Below are 19,723 nucleotides of genomic sequence, written 5' to 3'. Positions count from 1 at the left end.
CTCGCACTAAATATCCAGCAATAACTTCAGTTTTAAGTTCCGGTTGATAATTTGCTTCTCAATATCATACTGACTGTTTTTTATACGCGGGTTCAATTGATCCTTGGCTAACAGGTTTTTTTTGCTCATTTTTACCCCCTTATCCTAGGTTTAAGAATAATATTCCCAGTTTTTGCCGGAATTAAACATAACAAAAACCTAATAATTTTTGTTATAGTCTTATAGTTATTGTATTTTTTTTGTTATACTTTAATAAATCAATTATGTTGTTGGGGGATACTATTAAACACATATTTATTGTTTTGTTTTTCTTGTTTGCCTTCAGTTTTGGCGTCACGGACAAATATATGCTGGGCCCCGGAGACAAACTGGATATTTACATTTACTCTATAAAAGACAATGGAGCGCTGGAGAAATTATACAAGAATAAAACCACCGATGAAGTATCTCTCAGTGGATTTATTGAGTTACCCAATCTGGGGCTTGTTAACGCGCAAAACAAAAGCATCGAAGACTTCCGGCAGGAACTCGTCAAAAAATATACCGATTATTTTACCAATCCTTATATAGTAATTTCTTTGGTCACAGCAAAAAAAATCCCTATTTATGTTCTGGGCCAGGTTTTTTATCCCGGTGTATATTATGTAACAGACAGCGATGATGCAGCAAAAAAAATCCTTTTTTTAATCCATGAAGCCGGAGGTTTTACGGAAATCGCCGACAAAAATTATATTACGGTGAAAAGAGGACAACAGGCAATTCCCGTAAATCTCATCGAATCGCTACAGAATAACGTTTCGTCTAACATCTCGTTGCAACAGGAAGATATCGTAATTGTGAACAGCAGGGTAAATAAAGTTTATATACTGGGTGAAGTCAAGGCTCCGGGAGCGTTCACTTATGTTGAGGGAGCTACGTTGCTGGATTATGTTGCTCAGGCGGGCGGCCTTACACAATATGCCGGCGACGAGATTGGGCTTATTTCCGATGCTAAAACAGAGAAAGAGATCCAGGTCGTAAAAGTAAATCCTCAACTTCGTTTGCCAGTCTCCGATGTTCGAGTAAACGCCGGCAGTATTGTTTTTGTACCCAAAGGATTTATCGGCAATTGGGAATTCATCCTGCGGCAGATGCAGAATCTGCGGGATACCTTCTATTATCCGAAGAATGTTGTTGATGTTATCCGCAATACCAACACGGAATAAGGAATACTCATGAAGTGGCTGGATCTTAAATTACTATATAAACTTATTATTCTCAGAATAAAAATGATACTGATTATTGTGGGTATATCCACATCGATTGCCTGTATCTTGCTGTTGTTGGAAAAACCCATATATTTATCAGAGGCCAAACTGCTGTTTATAGAAGAAGACAAAATGGGCTGGCTGGACAAACTGGCACCGTTGGTAGAGGAATCGCGGGCTCAGGCTTCTGAAAAATTCGATACCGAGCTTCAACTCATGAAATCCAAAGATACAATAAAACGAGTTGTAAGTGAAGTAAATCTGCTGGTCAGAAAAGACATTGCCATCAGTGAAGCAAATTTTAAAAACAATGTCAAAATATTCAGACAATCAAATACGAATATCCTCAATGTTCAAGCCATCACCAACTACCCACAGCTTTCTTTTATTATCGCTGATGTATATTCCAAACACATTCTGAAGCAAAATGTGGATATCTATCAGGAAACAAATCGTAAAGTGGAGCTGATGATCCAGGACCAACTGGAGTTTACCAGACATAAAATAATACAATATCAGGAGGATCTCAAAAAAACCCATCTTTCAGACTCTGATGCCAACAATAAAAGGGCTGAAGATCTTTCGAACAAAATAAATTTTCTGGATTCGGAAATTTCCAAGTACAGTATAGATTTGAAAATCGCGGAAAAACGTAAATATGAACTGGACAAAGAATTTGAACAGGGAGGGGAATTTTACATTAAATATCTGCAATCCCCCATCCTCAAAAATATGGTCCAAAAACGGGAAAAAATGCAAAAAAATCATGAGGATATTGCAGAAATCAATAATAAAATTCGCGATGAACTAATAAGTTTGTCCAGAGAAAATGGCAATTCCATATCGGGTTATTATGACAATCTTTTAACTAAAATTAAAAATCAGGTGGATTCTATAAAAGACCTCAAGGACAAAGTTCAGGTATATAGCGAAGAAAGAAGCAAATATTCCCGTGGCCAGTTAGCTGACAATGACAAACAAAATGCCGTTAAACAATTGGAGAAGCTTCTGCAGATTGAGCAGGAAAATTATTTTCTGCTGATAAAAAAACTGCAGGAGGCACAAATATCAAAAGAATTAAATGTAGGGAACCTGAAACTAATTGAAACTCCGGACTATCCCAAAGAAGCAATACATACAGGCCGCAAGCAAAAACTGGTACTGGTCTTTTTTGTAAGCTTACTCATCTCTATCGGTCTGGTTGTGCTCCGTGATTTTTTTGAAAATACTTTTGACGCTTACGAAGAGCTTCTTTATTATAAAGATTTTTCTCTGGCTCTTGGCTATATCCCCCTAAAGTCCAAAAAACAAAAAATTCTAACAGAAGAACTGCCCAGAAGTCCCTTTGTGGAATCATTTAAGGAAATTTCTACTCATATGCGCCTGCATTACTCCAATTACAAAGTAGTTTCTTTTGCCTCCCTTGACAACCTTGACGACTCGGCCTATGTAGCCATAAACTTTGCCATAAATGAAGCCATCAGCGGCAAATCGGTGCTTCTTGTTGACGCCAATTACAGGGCCCCATCTATTGCCCGCAAATTGAATATCCCCAACAAATACGGCCTGAATGAATTTATTAATGGCAACCCGGAAAACGCTGTATTAATTAATGATTTGCCAGTTGAAAAGCTGCAATTTGTAGGTACCGGAGATATTCCCGGGAATCCTATTGACCTCTTTATTAAAGATAAATTTACAGCTTTCATTGAACTTTTAAAACAAAAATATGATTTGATAGTTTTTTATTTGCCACCCGCAAATCTCTATACAGATGCGCTTATAGTTTCCAGCAAAAGTGATGGTATTATTTTTATTGCCCAGGAAGGATTATCCAAGGTAAGCGTGTTTAAAAATATCATCCATAAATTCCAACAGTTGAAAATAAATGTCTTTGGCACTGTAATGTGCAGCAGCCAATTTCTTATGACGGACGAGGTCAAGAAAAAAAGTTTTTTAAGTACTTTATTCTATGTTACTATAGTTATAACACTTATCAGTTTTCTTGCAGGGCTGGGAACCATGGTCCTGGAGTCTATGCAGCAAGAAAAAATGATGAACAATACCAGTATCGATAAAAAATTGCAGGAAAGGTATAAAAAATAGTTCTCAATGCAGAAAAAGCCTGAAACAACCATTGAGCCTCACAAGAAAAACCTCAGGTACTGGAAAGAAATTTGGGCGTATCGTGAGCTTTTCTTTTTCCTATCATGGCGCGATATTCTGGTTCGTTATAAACAAACCGTTTTTGGTATTGCCTGGGGTATAATTCGTCCTCTTATGACCATGATTGTTTTTACTTTCATCTTTGGGAAACTGGCTCGACTCCCTTCTAATGGAATACCTTATGCGTTGCTGGTTTTCTCCGGTTTGCTGCCCTGGCAATTGTTTTCCGGCACCTTCACCGAGGCCAGCCAATCGCTGATTAACAACTCCAATTTGCTGACCAAGGTTTATTTCCCCAGACTAATTATTCCGGCCAGCACTGTACTTATAAGCTGTGTGGATTTTCTGATCTCATTTGCCATTATGCTTGGTCTGATGCTTTACTATCATTTTTGGCCGGGCTGGCAAATACTGCTTTTACCTTTACTTCTTGTTTTTATATTAATAACTTCCATGGGCGCAGGATTTTATATTTCTGCTCTTAATGTGAAATTTCGCGACTTTCGTTATGTTGTACCTTTTATCCTGCAATTTGGTCTATACCTGTCACCCGTAGGCTTTAACAGCAGCATCGTACCGGAAAACTTGAAATTCTTTTATTCCCTTAATCCTCTGGTCGGCATCATCGAAGGCTTTCGCTTCGTGATTCTAGGGCAGTCTTTTTCTATTTACTGGCCGGGATTTATTCTGTCTGTAGTAATTACTATATTTATCTTTTTTTATGGAATTTATTATTTTAGAAAAATGGAACGTGAGTTCGCGGATTTTATATAAATATGACCGAAACAGTTATTAATGTAGAAAACCTCAGTAAATGCTATGTAATAAGGCATCAGCAATTAAAAAATTATTCCACACTCAGGGAAGAAATATCTAAAAAATTTATCGGTCTTAAAAAATTTCTTAGAAACCCTCGAACACTTCGGAAACAAAACGAAACCAGGGAACAGTTTTATGCCTTAAAAGATATCAATTTTCAGGTTCAGGATGGAGACAGGATCGGCATTATCGGGCGCAACGGAGCCGGAAAATCCACACTGCTGAAAATTTTAAGCAAAATTACTGAGCCCACTGCCGGGAAAATCTATATCAAAGGAAAAATTGCCAGTTTGCTGGAAGTAGGAACAGGCTTTCATCCGGAGCTCTCCGGGAGGGAAAATATTTTTTTAAATGGCGCTATTCTGGGCATGACGCGATCCGAAATTAAGAAAAAATTTGACGAAATTGTCGCTTTTTCTGAGATTGAAAAATTTCTGGATACTCCTGTTAAACGTTACTCCACGGGAATGTATGTAAGACTGGCTTTTTCCATAGCTGCGCATCTGGAACCGGATATTCTGATTGTTGACGAAGTGTTGGCAGTGGGAGACGCGCAGTTTCAGGCCAAGTGCCTCGGCAAAATGGAGCAGGTCTCCACTCAGCAGGGTCGTACCGTACTTTTTGTAAGCCACAATATGTCCGCTGTCCAGAGCTTATGTACCAAAGGACTGCTACTGAAAAACGGGCAAGCCCTTGAATACGGTCCTATAAATCAGATAGTTCACCATTATCTGAACCATGAAATTCAAATGATTTCAGAACAGGAGTGGCCAGTGGAGTCAGCGCCGGGCAATGATTTTATAAGAATAAAAAAAATCAAAATAGCCCCGCCCTCACATCTGAACCCCGGACAACCCCTTACCGTAGATACTCCGGTGGATATTGCGCTGGAATTCTGGAATTTAAAACCTGACATAAACCTGAATCTCAGTCTTGTCCTCTGGAAGGTAACCGGTGAATGTATTTTTAATCTGGTTACCGAATCAAAAGTGTTGCCTGAAGGTCTATGTAGTGGGACATGTCATATTCCGGGAAAATTCCTCAATGATGACAAATATTCTCTGGAAATTTATTTTGTGCGTGATCGCGGCACAATTTTATATAAAAAACCGGAAATAGCCTTTTTTGAAATACTGGACAGCGAACAAAGAGACTGGTTCGGCAAATGGATAGGTGCTGTGCGACCAAATATCGATTTCAGGTTGGACACTGCACTATGAATATTATCTCCCGTTTGCACTCTTTATTGAAACCTAAATCTTATCACTGCCCGGTATGCGGATCAGGGATAAGCCATTTTCTGATGTTAGATCAGGGTTATTTAAAGGAATTGGACAAGCAGGGTTTTGTCTATTCACCTTTCCATTTTGAAACCCTCAACATTTTTAATTACCTCTGCCCGGTATGCAAAGCTTCAGACAGAGAAAGACTTTACGCCATGTTTCTTAAAAATAATCTTAATACCAACCTCATTAAAAATTATATTAAACTTCTGGAATTCGCACCCTCCAAAGCCTTAAAAAAATTTATAGTCCGCAATCCACAGCTGGAATATAAAACAGCTGATCTCTATCTGAAACCCATAGACTATCAGGTAGATATTAGCGCTATGCCTGCACTGGCTGATAATTCTTTCGATATAATTCTTTGCTCTCATGTATTGGAACATGTCCCCAATGACAGGCAAGCACTTAAAGAACTTCAACGGATACTGAAACCTCATGGCTGGGCTATAATCATGGTCCCTATTATGCTGGACATCAATGAAGACCTGGAGTATAACCGGTCACTAACTGCTGAGGAACGCTGGAAATATTACGCGCAAGATGATCATGTCAGGCTTTACTCTAGGGCAGGGTTCCTGCAAAAGCTGGTGGATGCAGGGTTTAAGGTAAAAATGCTGGACCAAACTTTTTTTGGGGCTGATGAGTTTGCTAGTAATGGTATCCACCCCAGGTCTGTGCTCTATGTAGTAGAAAAATAAAATAAAGAGTATTATTTGAAAGGGAATAAAATCTTGAAAACATCCTTTTATACAGATTCCGAACTTAGGGAATTAGGGTTAAAAACTTTCGGAAAGAATGTTTTAATCAGCCGTAATGCCAGTTTCTATAATCCTGAGAATATCTCTTTGGGCGATAATGTCCGGATTGATGACTTCTGCATACTTTCAGGCAAAATAACCCTGGGTTCATATGTGCATATCTCTGCTTTCTGCGCCTTGTACGGCGCCAGGCAGATTATTTTTGAGGATTTCAGTGGCATTTCGGCCCGGGTTACCATCTATAGCGCGATTGATGATTTCAGCGGCAGACATTTAACTAATTCCACTGTGCCGGAAAAATATAAACAAATTAGCGGTGGGCCTGTTTGTCTCAAAAAATACGTTCAAATAGGCGCCCATACTGTAGTGCTGCCCGATCTCAACCTGGAAGAAGGAGTTGCTGTAGGCGCAATGAGCCTGGTAAATAAATCACTTCCGGCCTGGGGCATTTACGCAGGTATACCAGCCAGTTTTCTAAAGGACAGACAAAAAAATTTACTGAAGCTGGAAAAACAGCTGGAAGGAACCTTATGAGCCAGGAACCTTTTAGTGCGCCCATCTATATTACCAGGCCTATCCTGCCTGATCTGGACAAAATTAAAAACAGGCTTGCCGAAGTATGGCAGGCCAAATGGCTAACCAATAACGGTTATCAGCATCAGCAGCTGGAAGAACAGCTCAAACAGGTATTAAAAGTACCTTACATTACTCTTTTTAATAACGGGACAATCGCGCTCATTGTCGCCTGTCAGTGCTTAAGATTGTCCGGAGAAGTTATCACCACGCCATTTACCTTCCCGGCCACACCTCATGTGCTTACCTGGAACAACATTAAACCGATTTTTTGCGATATTGATCCGCAGACCATGAATATCGATGCCAGAAAAATAGAATCCATGATCACACCGCATACTACTGGAATCTTGGGAGTACATGTATTTGGAACGCCCTGCGATGTGCAGGCTATTCAGGAGGTTGCCGACCGCTACGGGCTGAAAGTTGTATATGACGCGGCCCATGCCTTCGGCACCGAAATCCATGATCAGGGTATAGGGAATTTCGGGGATATAACCATGTTCAGCTTTCACGCCACCAAGCTCTATCACACAGCCGAAGGCGGCGCCTTAACTATGAAAAACGAGCATTCAAAAAAATTAATCAACCTGCTCAAAAATTTCGGTATAAAAAATGAGGAGGAAGTGGTCATGCCCGGAATTAATGGCAAGATGAACGAGATACAAGCTGTAATCGGGCTGGAGGTACTGAGTTGTATGCAGGCGGAAGTAGAAAAACGTAGCAGGATATTACAGCAGTATCAAGATTCTTTGAAGGACGTTCCCGGTATAAAATTTTTGAACCTGGGTGAAGCCATTAAAAACAGTTACCAGTATTTTGTAATCCGTATAAATGAGGAGGAATTTGGAAAATCCAGAGATTTTGTGTATGCTGAATTTAAGAAATTTAATGTGTTTACACGTAAATATTTCTATCCGCTGTGCAGCGAATATACCTGTTACAAACAAATCCCCTCTTCCTCACCGCACAATCTGCCGGTTGCGCATCAGGTAGTTAAAGAAGTACTGTCCATGCCCTTTTACGGCGACTTGTCTGCTGATGATGTTTGCAGGATTTGCGACATTTTAAAAAGTTTCCGGAACTCGTAGCCAAATGGCCCCAAAAGTTAGCGTCTGTATGATTACTTACAACCATGAGGCTTTTATAGCCCAGTCTATTGAAAGTGTTTTGGCTCAGAAAACAAACTTCGATGTTGAGCTGGTTATAGGCGAGGATTGCTCTACAGACAAAACCCGTGAAATTATTCTCGGATATAAAGCCCAATACCCCGAGCGTATCAGACTACTTTTACCGGACAAAAATATCGGCATGGCCAAAAACTTTATACAGTGCCTGCAAACCTGTACCGGACAATATGTAGCGCTGCTCGAAGGAGACGACTTCTGGAATGAACCGGACAAATTGCAAAGGCAGGCTGATATCCTGGATGCTCATTCAGCCGCGGCCATTTGCTTTAACTGCACCAGAGTTATCTATACGGCCGCGCCGGAAAAATCGACGCTATACCCTGAGCCTGATTTTGCCGAATGGTCCAGCCTTCCTGACCTCTTAAACAAAAACTTTATGCATACCTGCTCAGTCATGTTTCGCAACCGTCTGTTTAAAACTTTCCCTGACTGGTTTGAAAAAATACTCACGCTGGACCATGCGTTACATATTTTAAATGCCCGGTTTGGCGACATCTATTATCTGCCCGAGGTGTTAAGCACATACCGGGTCCATGCCGGCGGTATCTTTTCGCCTCAAAAAACAGAACATTTTGAGAGAAATTGCCTTTCGGCTTTGCTGCTTAATGTTGAGCTGCAAAAACTTTTCAAATATCAATACACGGAAGTCCTTCAACCTAAAATCGATCATTATTATTTTGGGCTGGTCAATCACTACCGGCTGCAAAAAAAATATATGAAAGCAGCCGGACTTTTTTTTGTTTATCGTCCATTTATTAAAGCTTCCCTAAAGCATAGTCTGAAAATGCTGGTTGTACTCATTTTGTATAAACTGAAATTGCTAAAGGAATAAATATGGAACCTTTGTTTACCTTAGTAATGCCCGCTTATAACCATGAAAATTATGTGCAAAAAGCTATAGAAAGCGTATTCACACAAACCTGTAAAAATATCCAGTTCATAGTAATTAATGACGGCTCAAAAGACCAAACACATGAAAAAATTCAGGAGCTTCTGGCAAAGTATCCTCAAGGCTTTGAATATATTAATAAAAATAATGAAGGGGTCAGCACTACGCTTAACCTGGGATTATCCAAAGCCAGGGGAAAATACTTCTATTACCTTGCTTCTGATGATATGCTGCTGCCTGATACACTGACTACTATAGCCCAACATTTCGAGGTTGCCTCTCCCTCTGTCGGACTGATTTACTGTGATGTTTATCATCATGAAAAAGAACTTGCCGCTCACCAACCATTAAACATCGCGCTTGAACCCAGAGGCTATCTTTTAAAAAAAGTACTCTCAAATGAAGCGCAGCTGCTGGGGCCGTCCTGTTTTTTCAGGACCGAATCTTTAAATGCTGTCGGTGGATTTAAAAATGGCCTGCCTCTTGAAGATTTTTATGTTATTCTGAAAATGACTCATCAATTTGAAGCTGGATACCTGCCACAAAAACTTGTCCTGCATCGCCATCATGAAACCAATTCAGCCAATGCTTATAGAAAAATCGGTCCTGCGGCCCTTGAGTCCATTCAACATTTTTTCAAAGAATATCCCAGTGTTGACAAAAAACTGTACCGGCAGTCTCTGGCAATACGCTATCAGTGGCAGGCCTGGGTAGGTTTCGCGCAAAAGGACAGGCCCTATGCCTTAAAAAATTATCTGCGTTTTCTGCTACTCGACCCGGTTAAATTTCTGTCCGACCGTAATTTTGTAAAATCTTTCCTGCGCACTTTGTTTAATAAATTTTCCAAGACCATATATCTTATGCACGCCGGCCGTTCCAAACATTTTTATCAGGTTATAGAATATGACGGCCACTATAAACTGGCCATGTTTTCCTATTACGCTTCCTTAAAACACAGCTGGGCTTATTTCAAACAAAAGAAGCTCAAAGCCTTGCTCTGCAGTCTGGGAGATTATCTGCGTTTCTTATCTCTGAAATATCTCTCGAAAAACAAGACTATTATTTTTTCACTGGAACCCTTTTCAGCAGATATGGATAAAATTAAACTTTTTCTGAACAGACACAAATTAATCTATCAGACCTCCTGGCCTTACTGGACAAATCAAAATCAACCCTTACCCAATGATAACCATGATGTTCTGAACAGTTGGAAAAATATTTTATCCCGGCTAAAAATTGTTACTGTCACAGAAACAGCGAAAGCCGGTTTAGCGGAATTTTTGGGCAAATCAACCTCCATTCAGGTAATTCCGCACGCTGTGGATTATTCTGTGTTTAAAAATTCTGAAACTGAAAAACAGGGAATTTTGTTTGTGGGTCGTTTTATCGCCGATAAAAACTTTTCGTTTTTAAAGGAGCTCGTCACTGCCTTGCCGCAATATCATTTTACCTTTATAGGTGAAGGTCCTGAGATTCAGAGCCTCGAACAACTTTCTAATATAACCGTGGTAAGGTTCCAGCCCACAAAAAAACTGGCTGAATATTATAAAAAGTCCAAATGTCTGCTGCTGCCATCCAGGCCACGTCAAGGATGGGAAGAACTCTTCGGGCTGGTTATCCTGGAAGCCATGGCCTCACGCACTGTTGTTCTTGCCGGACAAAACAATGTGGGGCCAAGGTCTATTATTTCTTCCGGAGAAACCGGATTTCTTCTGCCTCTAAATACTGAATCCTGGATAGCCAAAATCAATGATGTAATGAACTCTGATATGAACTCATTGTTGGGAAAAGCCGAACAGCTGATTAAAGAGAAATATGACTATCCTGTTGTTTTTCAGCAGTGGAAAAAGGTCCTAACCAAACCGGTTATATAAACAGCATACTGTACCATACATCTTTTGCCGGAAAAACTTGCGCAGCAATTCGGCTTCCCCATTATTAATAACCTGTTCGGATTCGGAACAGATCATTTTAATATCCTTGAGATACTCTTCGTTTATTGCCCTTAAAGTTTTTATTTCCGAACCTTCTGTATCGATCTTCAGCAAATCGATCTGCTTTTCCCGATTAATAATAAGTTGTAAAACACTGTTTATATCCTTGCAGTCAACTTTTATGGTTTGCCCCAAATGCTGCTCCAGACTACCATAGCGCCCTGTGCTTTCTATACCGAAATCAAAGGTTCCTGATTCGTTTGATACTGCATATGTTTGCAGCACATACCTGGACTCAAATCCTTTCAAATTTTGTTTCAATTTTTCTACGTTACTGGGATTGGGTTCAAACAGGTAACATTTTACGTTGGGATTTTGAGTTAAAAAATAAAGTGCGCTGATACCGATATTGGAACCAATATCTGCTACTATTTGAATATCAGGCTTTACCTGATAATCTTTCCTGAAAAATATTTCATTTATGGTCAATAAATCATGAGAATTAAATGCCGTTATAGAAATTATCCCGATAGAAGTTTTTACTTTGATTTGGCAAGGATAAGTACCACTGCCGAATAAATATTTATTCAAAAATTCTTTGGGGTTCACTGCTTTAGTACAAATATTGATTAATGCCTTGTAATGCCTTAGGTCTATGAATGCCTTGACAAGTTGTGTATAGCTTCTGGTTCCGAATCTCATATTCAATCTCCTTTTGTATTACATGCTGCGAACTCTGTCTGTGGATCACAACAATTATAACATAATGTTTATAAAATACCTGTGAACTTAAGTCAGAATACCCTTTATTCTGGACGAAAAATTCATGCTAGGTCTTTCTACAAACTTATAAAGAAAATGAGCGGCAATAAATGTAGCAAAGAAAGCCAGTATATACCAGCCCAAAGCCAGAATATGATTGTCCCCTGTTAATTTATAACCCAAACGCATTACAAAAAAAATAACGATGGGATGAATAAGATATAAGCTGTAGGAGATTTTGCCCAAATATTGTAGAAAGTAATTTTTTAAGAAAACAGATAACTTATTAAAATACCCCAGAACGTAGATGGTAATAACCGTAACAAAGCCAGCCAGCAGAATGCTGAGATCCAAACCGCTGTTTTGAATAAAAATCGCAAACAATATATAATAAATATAAATGGTAATAAACAGAAAAAATAACCATTTTGATACTATATGATGTAAGGCCCAGTAACAGAGAACACCGCCTGCGAAAAAGAACCAGTCAAATATAAACCACACAAATTTTGCTGTTCCGGAATATCTGTAAATAATCAGCGAAATTACACCGGTTACAAGTACCAAGCCGACTGAAGCAAAACTTACGCTGGGATTATTTTTTGGTTTGACCAGGCGTATTCCAATGGCCAGCAATATAATAAAGAATAAATAAAATTGAATTTCCAGACATAATGTCCAGGCCACATCCAGAATTTGTGTCGTATCAAAAATCCTTTGTAAATAAAAACAATTTAATAAAACAGCTGATAAACTTGGTAATGGCTGGGTTACCAGGGGCAGGTGCGATTCAACAAATTGATAAAAAAGCATAATAATTATAACGGTCCAATAGGGCGGGTCCAATCTTACCTGTCTGCGGATAATGAACCCAAATATGGATTTAATATTTAATTTGTTGTTGCGTAAAGAATGCGCTATCACGAAACCGCTTATTACAAAGAAGATTTGAACACCATTTCTGCCGTAATCACTTATTATTTTAATAACGATTGGCATTATCTGATAATAAATTCTGGTAAAAACGGTTGTATGAAATAAATGATGCATTACAACGCCCAAGGCAGCAATACCTCTTAAGGCATCAATAAAAACATATCTGTTTGTCGTGCTCATTTAGTGTCTACGATCATTATTATCTTTTTTATATAGATAAAAACAGGCACTGTCACCTTCCTGCTTTTTGTTTAAAACGAGCGCTTTTGCTTTATAGGCTTGCAACTCATCCTGTGTAAAGATCGACATTTCTGGATTGACAGCAAAAGACTTTTCAGACCTCAAAGCGATATTTCGTATATATTGTTCACTTCCCCAAAACTGAAATTCATTGGAATCATAATCAATTTTTTTTACAATAAATCCGGTTTTCTCCGCAAGGATATTGATGCTTTTAACTGTATGCAAATAAAAATGCCGGGGTGCGTCCAACTGCACCCAGTTAGCCCCATATGCCCGAAAAGCATAGGAATCTGCAACCGGGATCCTGATCATCAGATAACTATTAGGACGCAACAAACGATAAACCTGCCGCAAGATCATTTCCTGTTCCTGCATATGCTCAAAGGAATGATTCATCATGATAAAGTCAAATTTACCATGCATTTCTTCTAAACTTTTCTTATAAATGATTAAATTCCGGTCGTATGTGATCTCTTCATTTATAAACGGGTCTGCACCGGCTAAATGCCTGAACCCATCCTTATACATAGACAATAATAAATAACCGGCACCGCATCCTGCATCCAGGATTCTGGACTTAAGGTTTACCCCAGCTTCCTGAAACCATTTTATATAAAAAGGAGCTGGCCATTTGAGCAGCTTAAACATCACATATCCCAAGGGATTAAGGCCATATAAATAGTATTTGGTAAATTGTCGCCGTATAAACTGTTTGAACCGGGACCTTCTGCTAAATTCCAGAGGCTGCAGTGAATAGTATTGGTCAGAATAAAAACCGGAAATATCTTCAGGATATTGTTTGATTTGCAGACAACCGCAATGTTCGCATTGCTGATAGGTAAATTCCTTGCCAGACCCGAACATCATTTCTTTTACTTGCAATTCGCTTTTGAAATTTCCCTTGCAGATACGACAATGTTTCATTCTTTTATTTTAGCCGCTGCCAAGATTTTTTAATAGTCAAATATAAAAATATCAATATAATGGAGATTAGAAGATGCTTGAAAAAACCTTGGTAGTTATTATAAATTTCAACAATATTGAGGATACTCTGGAATGCCTGGAATCCTGTATTAAATCCGGAATTAATAAAAAGCAACTTTTACTTATAGATAATCATTCCTCACAAATTGTGGTTCAAAATATTAAAAATGTTTTACCGTGGTTAAGTATCCTGGAACTTCCAGACAATATGGGTTATGCCGCAGGAGTTAACGCCGGTCTTAATGAAGCACTTAACAGGGGTTACGAGTATTCCTTCATCCTTAATAATGATATTGTGCTCAATTCCAGTACTTTGCCTGAATTAATTTCTGTATTGGAAAGGGATACACAAATAGGGATATGTACCCCCCAAAATATAGTATATGGAACAAATAATGTCTGTTTTGCAGGTGGTTATTATGATCACAAAAAAGGTTTGACACTTCATAACACCCGACCTCTTGCAGGCCCTTTAGAGGTTGATTTTCTTACAGGCTCGGCTATGCTCATACGTAACAACATGTTAGAAAAAACCGGCCTTTTCGATGAACAATATTTCCTTTATTTTGAAGATGCTGATTTTTGTATGAAGGTGAAACATCATGGATTTAAATGTGTTGTAACCCCAAAATCAGAAGTTCAACACAAGGTGTCTAAAACAGCAGCGCTAAACCCATTTATTTACTATTATTGTCAAAGAAACCGACTGCAGTTTTTTGCCAGGTATGGCCGAAAAAAATATATAGTGCTATTTATTTACCATTTTTTTGCTGACAATCTGCGTCTGATAATAAAGGGTTTGCTTAAGCCGGCTAAAAACAAAAATTTTAAAAATATGTCCTATTCTCTCTTGGGAATAATGGATTTTATCAAAGGTAAAAAAGGAAAAAATGAGCGCTTATAAAATTTTGCTCATCAGCCCTGTCAGAGATGTTGATATCTATTGCGGAGATATTGTTTATACCGAGTCAATCTTAAACCGACCTCCTGAAGACATTGAATATACCGATTACGTAACAGCCTTAAAAAATGAAGATATTGTTGAACGCAAACGACTGCGCTTTCTCTGGAAAAACATGAAATATAGCAAATTCTGGATATTTCAGGATTTCTTCCCGGCTTTGATAATCACTATAATTAATATTTTTCGTCGGAAACAGTGGCTTTTCGCTAATCCCTGGAAGTATTTTCATATCAGAAACCATTTTGATCTGGTCCATGTTCATGTCTTCCCTGTAAACCTGAGCGGGAAAGTGCCACCGGTAGTAATAAGCAATGCTCTCACTGCTGGGCAATTTCTGGAAACTTTTCATAACTATCCGGCATGGCGTATTACTGTTATGGAATTTATGGAAAAAGGTCTCTGTAAAATTTTTAATATTATAGAAACTTCTGTCTGTTATAAAAAAGTAAAAAAAATTATATTATTTTCCGAGGTTTTAAAAAATGAATATCTGAAAAAAGGGGCCGATCCGGATAAAATCAGGGTAATTCCAATCGGACTTCCATCTTATCCTGTAAATTATAAAATTAAAGACCCGTCTCAGATAATAATCGGCTTTATTGCCAAAGATTTTTACGCTAAAGGGGGCTGGTATTTACTTCAGGCCTATAAAAAACTTTATCCTGAAAAAAAGAATTTACAGCTATTTATTATCGGTTGTGAACAATTATTTAATAAAAAGGAACTGGAGCCTTACCGGATTGAATGGCTGAATTTTGTTCCCAGAGAAAAGTTACTTAAAGATTATTTCTCCAAGTTTGATATTTTTGCTTATCCCACTGTTGCTGACGGCTTTCCGCTTGTTGTTCTGGAAGCTCTGTCCATGAGCATACCGGTACTGACAAGCGACTTACTGGCCATGCCTGAAATGATAGGATATGGTGAAGCCGGCGAAATATCCGAGGCTCGAAACATCGAATCGATTTACAAAAAATTAAATTTAATGACAGATATGTCTTATCTGGAACACAAAAAAGCAGCTGCTTTAAAATTCTTTAAAAACAAGTATCATATTTATAATACTAACTTGCTGTTGGGAAGATTATACAAGGAATGTATTCTTGATAAAGTTCTCTTCGATTTTATCGACACCCCAGCAACCAAGGATGATCCGGAGTAAATCTGAATGAAAATAGTTTTTGATATAGATGTTATTTCCAGCCAAAAATTTGGTATGACTTATGCTACTCTTGAATTAATGAGGGCTTTACAGGGCCTGAACATCGAGGTAACAAATTTTGCCGCGGGTCGTAAACACTTTCTGAAAGCCCATTGCAGTGAAATGCAAAAATACGGTTTCCAAACAATCTCTTGTCCGTTACCAAGAAAATTTTTTTCTCTGAGTAATAAACTTAAACTGAACATCGAAAATTTATTTTTGAAACCTTATGATTTTTTCATACAAATCGGTTTACATGAAAATCGCCATATTGCACCTGACAAATACATATTGTTTATACATGATACCGTTGCTCTTCGCTATCCTGATGGTGAAAAACCGTTTCCTGCTTACACTTCGGAACTGTTAAACAGATGCAGACTTATACTGACTGTTTCTGAATTTTCCAAAAAAGAAATGGTTAATTTTTTCAAACTTGATCCGGAAAAGATAAAAGTTGTTCCTAATGGCTGTGACCTAAGTAAATTCAAGCCGCATACCAAAGCCGATCAAGAAAAAATAAAGGCTAAATACCGGCTCCCGGAGAAATTTTTTGTTGCATACGGAGGCAGTTCCCTAAGAAAAAATGTCAACTTCCTTCTAAAAACTTATTCAGACTGGAAAGTCGGCAATAAGCCTGGCCTTGTACTGTTTGGCAACAAACCGCAAAACCTGCCGGACTCTGTTATATCTCTGGGATATATTGAAGATAATGATGTCCCCCGAATCCTTTCAGCAGCTTTAGCCCTGCTTTTCCCGTCTTACTATGAAGGCTTTGGCTTACCTGTTCTGGAAGCGTTTGCTTGCGGTTTACCCGTAATCTGTGCAAACACCTCTTCCCTGCCCGAAGTATCTGCAGGTAATGCCCTGTTCTTTGACCCGCAAAACGGTTCCAGTCTTATCTCACAACTATCGGCATTTCTCTCTGATCCATTATGGACAAAAAAACTTTCGGAAAAAGGATTGGAACTTGTTAAAAATAAAACCTGGACAAATAGCGGGGAGAAACTACTTGCCTGCTTAAAGGATCTATTATGAATATCTGGTTATGTCCGAGCGCTTACTATCCTTCTCTGGGTGGAGTCGAAGAGCTTACCCGCAAGCTGGCCGCGACTCTGGTTAAAAAAGGATTTACCCTCCAGATTTTGACTCATAAGCTGCCGAATGCAGGATATACAGACAATATCGACAATATAATCTTATATCGTTTCCATTTTCACTTGCCAGCCAGAAAAATTTATAATATGCTGCGTTTCGCTGTTTTTTTCCCGTTGGAAATGTCAAGACTCGTGTGGCTTTATCATAAGCACAAACCGGACATTATTCATATTCAATGCACCAGTGGACATTTACACTATCTGCGGATACTGGCCTGTATGACCAAAACACCATTGCTTATTACCACACAGGGTGAAACAGTAATGGATTCCACCCAAATATATCAGGACTCCTCTTTTTTACGCAAAGTTCTACGTAAAGGACTTAAACAGGCTGATCATGTAACTGCTTGTTCCAAAGCAACATTAGATGAAATAAATGAACAATACCTGGATGTGTCCTGCAAGTCCTCGGTAATATATAACGGAATTGAACCGAATGAGTTCGAAGTTGCTGTGACACCAGTCCCAGATCGTTATATTTTCGCTACAGGTCGTCTCACCTATAATAAAGGTTTTGATTTGTTGATTAAAGCTTTTTCACTCATCGAAAAAAAATATCCTGAACTGAAACTGTTTATAGGCGGTAGCGGCGAATGTGAAAATGAACTGGCAAATCAAATCATGAAACTTAACCTCTCTGCCAAAATAATACTTTTAGGAAGATTGGACCGTCTGCAAACAGTTTCTTTTATGAAAAACAGCATGTTTGTAGTAATGCCATCACGTTATGAACCTTTCGGTATAGTTGCCCTTGAGGCCATGGCAGCAGGAAAAGCTATTCTTGCCACTAATAAAGGTGGCCCGCCGGAATTTGTATCGGACCGTAAAAACGGCCTGCTTGTTGATCCCTCCGATGTTGGTGAGTTTACAGAAAAATTGGAAGAAATGCTGGGTAAATATCAGATTTTTGAAACAGGAAACATTGAATACGCCAAAAATTTCAGTTGGGACAATATCAGTGAACAATATATAAAAATCTACCGAAAAATTAAGCCCCTGCATCTGGTCTTTATCTCACTGGAGAATTGGGATGAAATCTGGAGACGAAACCAATTTTTTGCCGCCCGGATGATGCGGGATTTTAAGGTTTCCTTCCTTACTCCTGAGGTGCCTTTCTATAAATTTCCCAAGTCGAGGCTAAGACATTTTAATCAAATAAATATTTACTCTCTGCGAAAATTCCTTCCCGAACGTTTTCAAACCACTCGCCTTTGGAATCAAAAGTTATATACTCGCCAAATCAAAAATATTCTCAAACAACCGATTGATATTTTATGGATCAACGATCACAGCAAGTATTTCCTTGTCGATAAGTTGGCTGGTCGAAAAATTATCTATGATATCACTGATGACTGGACAAAAGCGCGCTATAAGCTTCAAGAGTGTGAGCGCGTCCTGGCAGCTGACAGATATATATCAGACAAATCTGACGCAATTATTGTCTGTTCGCAGGTACTAAAGGAAACTAAAAAATCTTATAATGAAAAAACTACTCTAATAAAAAATGGCGTGGATTTATTTGCATATCAAACAAATGAAACTATAGACATGCCCATGAAAAAACCTGTTTTAATGTATACTGGGACTGTACATGAAGAGCGAATTGACCTGCCCCTCGTACTGGATTGCGCTACTTCGTTCCCTGACTGTTCTTTTGTCTTTGTCGGGCCTATATATTTGCTGCAGGAATCCCTAAAAAAAATAAATTTATACTCGAATATCTTTCTTTTAGGCCCTGTTGCCTATCAGGATATTCCAAAATATCAAAACTCCGCGGATATCCTAATCGTTCCGCATTTAATGACTGATTTTACGCAAAGTCTTGATCCAATAAAACAATATGAATATCTCTGTTCCTCAAAGCCGGTCATCAGCACTTCTGTAAGCGGCTTCACGGACTTCAGGGAACTTTTTTCCGTGGTGTCAGACAATCAGACTTTCAAGCAGGCAATTAACGATCATTTGAATAATAAAATACCTTTATTTCTTGATAAAAGGTTAAGGGAAGCGGAAAAGAATTCCTGGGACAGTAGATATGAAGAGGTAAAACGATTATTATATAATATATAAAAGATGAAAAACTTTATTCAAAAATTAGGTTGGGCCTGGCGTTATTTTCTTATCCTTTTTAATAAAAGAATTCAGCTTCGGGGATTTGTAAAAATTGATCGTAACGTTCAATGGATAGTTGAACCAGGTTCAAAAATAATTATTGGAAAGAATGTAGAAATCCGTCGTTTCACGGTAATTGCAGCGCAAGGTGAAGGTGTTCTGGAGATCGAAGATCATGTTTTTATCGCCCATGGAGTAACAATAATGGCCGGTAAGCAGGTTAGGATCGGACAACATACAATGATTGCCGAATATGTTTCCATTCGCGACACAGACCATAATTATCAAAATCATCCTGAAAAACCGCTGAATGAACGAGGTTCGGTTTCATTGCCCACGCTTATTGAAGACAATGTCTGGGTTGGAGCAAAATCCACTATCAATAAGGGCATCCGAATCCAATCCGATGCAATAATCGGCGCGAATTCGGTTGTAACCAAAGATGTACCGGCCAGAACTGTAGTGGTTGGAGCTCCAGCCAAACCAATAAAGGAATATTAGG

18 protein-coding genes are annotated in these 19,723 nt (G+C 38.6%); 14 read left to right on the top strand and 4 right to left on the bottom strand.

Features of this window, described 5'->3' with window-relative positions; translation table 11 throughout:
* Positions 1 to 6: 6 nt before the first annotated feature.
* Positions 7 to 129: a hypothetical protein gene (locus PHV30_02135; GenBank protein MDD5455813.1), complete on the bottom strand. Its 123-nt coding sequence runs from the start codon at positions 127 to 129 to the stop codon at positions 7 to 9.
* Between the two features lie 218 nt (positions 130 to 347).
* On the opposite strand from PHV30_02135, the gene PHV30_02130 reads away from it, so the two are divergent.
* The 9 genes from PHV30_02130 to PHV30_02090 all read left to right on the top strand — a co-directional run bounded on the left by PHV30_02130 (position 348) and on the right by PHV30_02090 (position 10,802).
* The gene (locus PHV30_02130; protein MDD5455812.1) at positions 348 to 1,205 is read left to right on the top strand and encodes an SLBB domain-containing protein; all 858 of its coding nucleotides are present in this window, start codon (positions 348 to 350) and stop codon (positions 1,203 to 1,205) included.
* Positions 1,206 to 1,214: 9 nt separating this feature from the next.
* Positions 1,215 to 3,353, top strand: a complete 2,139-nt coding sequence (locus PHV30_02125; protein MDD5455811.1) for a GNVR domain-containing protein — start codon at positions 1,215 to 1,217, stop codon at positions 3,351 to 3,353.
* A gap of 6 nt (positions 3,354 to 3,359) precedes the next feature.
* A complete protein-coding gene (locus tag PHV30_02120) occupies positions 3,360 to 4,187 on the top strand; it encodes an ABC transporter permease (protein ID MDD5455810.1) in 828 nt (275 codons plus the stop codon).
* A 2-nt stretch (positions 4,188 to 4,189) separates the two neighbouring features.
* Positions 4,190 to 5,452, top strand: a complete 1,263-nt coding sequence (locus tag PHV30_02115) for an ABC transporter ATP-binding protein (protein ID MDD5455809.1) — start codon at positions 4,190 to 4,192, stop codon at positions 5,450 to 5,452.
* 83 nt (positions 5,453 to 5,535) lie between these two features.
* On the top strand, positions 5,536 to 6,216 hold the full coding sequence (locus tag PHV30_02110; protein ID MDD5455808.1) for a methyltransferase domain-containing protein: 681 nt from the start codon (positions 5,536 to 5,538) through the stop codon (positions 6,214 to 6,216).
* 33 nt (positions 6,217 to 6,249) lie between these two features.
* Positions 6,250 to 6,810: an acyltransferase gene (locus PHV30_02105; protein ID MDD5455807.1), complete on the top strand. Its 561-nt coding sequence runs from the start codon at positions 6,250 to 6,252 to the stop codon at positions 6,808 to 6,810.
* A complete protein-coding gene (locus PHV30_02100) occupies positions 6,807 to 7,940 on the top strand; it encodes a DegT/DnrJ/EryC1/StrS family aminotransferase (protein MDD5455806.1) in 1,134 nt (377 codons plus the stop codon). Before PHV30_02105 ends, PHV30_02100 begins: the two co-directional genes overlap by 4 nt.
* A 4-nt stretch (positions 7,941 to 7,944) precedes the next feature.
* Positions 7,945 to 8,871 carry a glycosyltransferase gene (locus PHV30_02095; GenBank protein ID MDD5455805.1) on the top strand — a complete coding sequence of 309 codons (927 nt, stop codon included), beginning with the start codon at positions 7,945 to 7,947 and terminating at the stop codon, positions 8,869 to 8,871.
* 2 nt (positions 8,872 to 8,873) lie between these two features.
* Entirely contained in the window at positions 8,874 to 10,802 is a 1,929-nt protein-coding gene (locus PHV30_02090; protein ID MDD5455804.1) for a glycosyltransferase, read from the top strand.
* On the opposite strand, the gene PHV30_02085 is transcribed toward PHV30_02090, so the two are convergent.
* The 3 genes from PHV30_02085 to PHV30_02075 all read right to left on the bottom strand — a co-directional run bounded on the left by PHV30_02085 (position 10,782) and on the right by PHV30_02075 (position 13,727).
* Entirely contained in the window at positions 10,782 to 11,564 is a 783-nt protein-coding gene (locus PHV30_02085; GenBank protein ID MDD5455803.1) for an FkbM family methyltransferase, read from the bottom strand. The two genes, PHV30_02090 and PHV30_02085, sit on opposite strands and share 21 nt — an antisense overlap.
* An 87-nt stretch (positions 11,565 to 11,651) precedes the next feature.
* Positions 11,652 to 12,740, bottom strand: a complete 1,089-nt coding sequence (locus PHV30_02080; protein MDD5455802.1) for an acyltransferase — start codon at positions 12,738 to 12,740, stop codon at positions 11,652 to 11,654.
* On the bottom strand, positions 12,741 to 13,727 hold the full coding sequence (locus tag PHV30_02075) for a class I SAM-dependent methyltransferase (protein MDD5455801.1): 987 nt from the start codon (positions 13,725 to 13,727) through the stop codon (positions 12,741 to 12,743).
* A gap of 73 nt (positions 13,728 to 13,800) precedes the next feature.
* Between PHV30_02075 and PHV30_02070 the strand changes: the two genes are divergently transcribed.
* From PHV30_02070 to PHV30_02050, 5 genes are read left to right on the top strand one after another with little or no spacing between them, the layout of a single operon-like run.
* Positions 13,801 to 14,691, top strand: a complete 891-nt coding sequence (locus tag PHV30_02070) for a glycosyltransferase family 2 protein (GenBank protein ID MDD5455800.1) — start codon at positions 13,801 to 13,803, stop codon at positions 14,689 to 14,691.
* Complete coding sequence (locus PHV30_02065; protein MDD5455799.1) at positions 14,678 to 15,910, top strand: glycosyltransferase family 4 protein; 1,233 nt, start codon at positions 14,678 to 14,680, stop codon at positions 15,908 to 15,910. The genes PHV30_02070 and PHV30_02065 overlap by 14 nt, the downstream gene beginning before the upstream one ends.
* A 6-nt stretch (positions 15,911 to 15,916) precedes the next feature.
* Complete coding sequence (locus tag PHV30_02060; protein MDD5455798.1) at positions 15,917 to 16,987, top strand: glycosyltransferase family 1 protein; 1,071 nt, start codon at positions 15,917 to 15,919, stop codon at positions 16,985 to 16,987.
* The gene (locus PHV30_02055; GenBank protein MDD5455797.1) at positions 16,984 to 19,179 is read left to right on the top strand and encodes a glycosyltransferase; all 2,196 of its coding nucleotides are present in this window, start codon (positions 16,984 to 16,986) and stop codon (positions 19,177 to 19,179) included. Before PHV30_02060 ends, PHV30_02055 begins: the two co-directional genes overlap by 4 nt.
* Before the next feature lie 3 nt (positions 19,180 to 19,182).
* Positions 19,183 to 19,722, top strand: a complete 540-nt coding sequence (locus PHV30_02050; protein ID MDD5455796.1) for an acyltransferase — start codon at positions 19,183 to 19,185, stop codon at positions 19,720 to 19,722.
* The last annotated feature ends 1 nt before the right edge of the window (position 19,723 follow it).

This window comes from Candidatus Margulisiibacteriota bacterium, assembly GCA_028715625.1.
GTDB lineage: Bacteria > Margulisbacteria > Riflemargulisbacteria > GWF2-35-9 > GWF2-35-9 > JAQURL01.
This window is presented reverse-complemented; position numbering and strand designations above follow the sequence as displayed.